3 protein-coding genes are annotated in these 3,241 nt (G+C 58.2%); 2 read left to right on the plus strand and 1 reads right to left on the minus strand.

The window, feature by feature from the left end:
* On the plus strand, positions 1 to 1,480 hold a 1,480-nt coding region (locus SPR01S_RS20815), incomplete at its 5' end, for a DUF6538 domain-containing protein (protein ID WP_218016787.1).
* A gap of 50 nt (positions 1,481 to 1,530) precedes the next feature.
* Here SPR01S_RS20815 and SPR01S_RS20820 read toward each other — a convergent pair.
* Positions 1,531 to 2,472: a hypothetical protein gene (locus tag SPR01S_RS20820; protein WP_066593739.1), complete on the minus strand. Its 942-nt coding sequence runs from the start codon at positions 2,470 to 2,472 to the stop codon at positions 1,531 to 1,533.
* A 232-nt stretch (positions 2,473 to 2,704) separates the two neighbouring features.
* On the opposite strand from SPR01S_RS20820, the gene SPR01S_RS20825 reads away from it, so the two are divergent.
* Positions 2,705 to 3,154: a hypothetical protein gene (locus tag SPR01S_RS20825; RefSeq protein WP_157082389.1), complete on the plus strand. Its 450-nt coding sequence runs from the start codon at positions 2,705 to 2,707 to the stop codon at positions 3,152 to 3,154.
* The last annotated feature ends 87 nt before the right edge of the window (positions 3,155 to 3,241 follow it).

The raw sequence follows: 3,241 nt of genomic DNA on the forward strand, positions 1-3,241 counted from the left end.
CATTAGCGAGGGTCGCGTTTGCTACGGTAAGTTGCTACGGGATTTGCCCCGTGGCGTGCTTCGACGGGGCCGCAAACTCTACTATCGTCACACCATCCCAGTTGACGCTCAGCGCCTGCTAAATCGGCTCGAAATCTGGCGCTCACTTCGCACCGACAGTCTCTCTGTCGCCTTGCGGCGATTGCCGGGGATCGTCGCTCGGATCGAACTGGAGATCGAGCATGCGCGAGCGATGGCGGGCTTCCCGTTTGATGCGACGCTCATCCGACCGCTGAACGACGATCCAGCCGAACAACCGATGCCAATCCCAGTCGCGCCGCTGCCCGTCGAGCGCGTCCAGCCCGATAGCCCGCTCAGTTTAGCTGAAGCGTATCGCAACTACATCGACGACCCGACGCGCGCGTGGACCGCCAACACGCGGGAAGCATATGAAACGAGCCGGAAGCTGGCTGTCGCCGTAATCGGTGGGAAGGTTCCTATGGCTTCGATCTCGCGCGCGCATTGCCGGAACATGCTCGATGTCCTGCGCTTCCTTCCCGCGAATGCGGCAAAGCTCTTTCCCAAGCTATCGCCCCGCGAAGCGGCTGAGCGGGCACGCCTGCGCGGCGACATCAAGATCATTAGTGCAGCGAACGCTAACTCGTTGATGTCGAACATGAGCAGCTTCCTCAACTGGGCAGTCAATGAGGAACTGCTCGCCCGCAATCCAGCGCGGGGGCTCCGCCTGCCCGATCCCGTCAACAAGCGGGACAAGCGACTACCATTCGACCGCGATCAGCTTCATGCGATCTTCAACGCGCCTCTCTATCGCGGCTGCATCGATGGGGCACGCGGCTACAACAAAATCGGGAATCTACGCCCACGTAATGCAAGATTCTGGTTGCCACTTATCGCATACCTATCCGGCGCTCGCCTGTCAGAGATTGCGTTGCTCGACTCCACCGACATCCGCAAAGTCGATGGCGTTGATTGCATTGTGATCAGTCTGCGGTCGCTGGTTGGCAGCACGGACAAGCAGTTGAAGACCACCGCAAGCGACCGGCTCATCCCGGTCCACCCGACTCTCATCGCCTGTGGTTTGCTACATTTCGCAGAGGCCAAACGTAACGCGGGCGAGAAGAAACTGTTCGACGATATTGAGACGGGCTCGACCGGCTCTCGCCCCGTTGCGTTCAGCAAATGGTTCACCCAGTTTCTCCGCGCCTGCGGAGCACAAAAGAGCCGCACATCTTTCCACTCTTTCCGCCACAACTTTAGGGATGAGTTGCGCGCCGCGCGGATCGACCACGACATCGCCTTACTGCTTGGTGGTTGGACCACCGGCTCGTCTCGAACCGCCGTCCATGAAAACTACGGCAGCGGCTATCGTGTCGATGCACTCAAAGAGGCGATGGAAAAGCTCAGGTTCGACGGCATCGATTTAAGCCATCTAAAGGTAGGCGACGGTCTGGGGCCACTCCACCCGCGCGACGGAGGATAAGCGCTCGCATCGAGCGATATGTAGCCCGGCGCGACCTCACGAAGAGAAAATCATTCATCTCCGGGTCGGGTCAGCTTACGCAAAGGGGTGGTTGGGATGATGCATCCGTCGTCGTCGGATCGTCCTACGCGGGTAATGAAAGGTGTTGGATCGTCAGTGATCCTAACCGGCTCCCCGGCCCACTCGCATTGTGTGCAGAACGCTCGCTCCCACACTTCGCCCTCGACCTCGGGATTCTCGGCCCGAAGCGGGGTGAGGCGGTGATCGCCGCATTCCGGACACTCGTTCGGAACGTTGCGAATGAAAAGAGTGACCGCGTTCGTGCAGAGCGAGACGGAGCTTTCCATTGCCGAAACAGCAGCTTCTGCATCATGCCAATTTGACGACGTGCTGTGCGTAAGCCAATTTACGAATGTCCAAGCCGCATCAGCTTGCGCCTTGAATAGCTGGCGGCGATGTTTGTTAGGCTCGCCCGAAAGCGCGACGCCGCAAATGTGATCGATCCATCCCTTGAAATCGCTCTTCTTTGGTGATTCAGCTTCGCCCGTCCAAGGCATCGCAACTTGGGCAATGGCAGTGAAAGTGAGCAACGCCTCCCGACAGCGCACACCAACGGCTTGATAGTCTGCGATCTTGTGTGCCTGCCCGAGCGCGTCATGTGCCGCAGAGACTGCCTCGAAAGCATGGGCAAAGGGCTCGATCTGGCCGGAACTAATCGCGGGCTTTTCAGAGCGCGGCATCCGCAACATCAGTCCCATGTGGAATGTCACGGCCAAGTCCATGTTAGGGAAGAGTTCCTGCGAATACAGGTTTGTTGGATTTGTAATGGCCCACCAGCGATCTTTGGTGGTGTGCACATCCCAAACGTCGTGGCGATGGCTCAGCACGCTCTCGCTGTATATCTTCTGGCAGAACGTGACCTTGAGATCAGGTGCTTGCCCTTCCAGATAACCGGTGATCTGAGCGATCTCATCTTCGGACGCATCAAGCATCGCAGCAGGATAGCCGGTTTAGTTTCCGCTGGACAGCCGACCGCGCAGCGAGCCCGAAGAGGGGCACTAACCGAGGCCTCAGCGTCAAATCAAATCTGACCGGTCAAAAAAGATTTTGAGCGGCCAACGAAAACCGTTGACGCGCCAAACCGAATTGGCCAAATTGATTTTGAGGGAGCCAGACGGCAATCTGACCCCCTCGAACGGCAAACTGACCACACGGAGACACACCATGATGATCGTGCTTACCAAGGACGACTTTACATCTTTCTCGCCTTCAACGCGAGCGGAAATCCTCGCATCCCTTTCGTCAAAGCCCAAAGCGAACCCCAGCCAATTGCCGACCGGCTTTTCGGCTGAGGACTTCGACGGCGTCGTCGATCTGACCCCCGGCCAGATTGAGGACTTCATGGAAGGCTGCTCGGAAGAGACGATTGCGGGCCTCAAGGTCATCGCAGAGCATGGCCCGGTGATTGACGCCAAGCTTCTCGGCGCGGCTGGTATCCAGAACTACGGGCACTTCCAAGGTCGCGTCACGAAGCGCACCCGCACGGTGACCGGCGATAAGGAGGCTTACCTGTTCGCATGGGATGACTGGACGGAAACCGAAGACGGCGTTGGCCAATATGCGGTGACACCAACCACGTTCCGCTCGCTTCGAATCTATTTTGAAATGGATTGAGCGTAGCTCTCGTAGTCGGAAGGGCGGCCTCGAAAGGGCCGCCCTTTTGCTATGGCGATCAGGCGTTCGAAATCACAGTTGGCGTGC

Origin of the sequence: Sphingomonas pruni NBRC 15498, from assembly GCF_001598455.1 — a bacterium.
GTDB lineage: Bacteria > Pseudomonadota > Alphaproteobacteria > Sphingomonadales > Sphingomonadaceae > Sphingomonas > Sphingomonas pruni.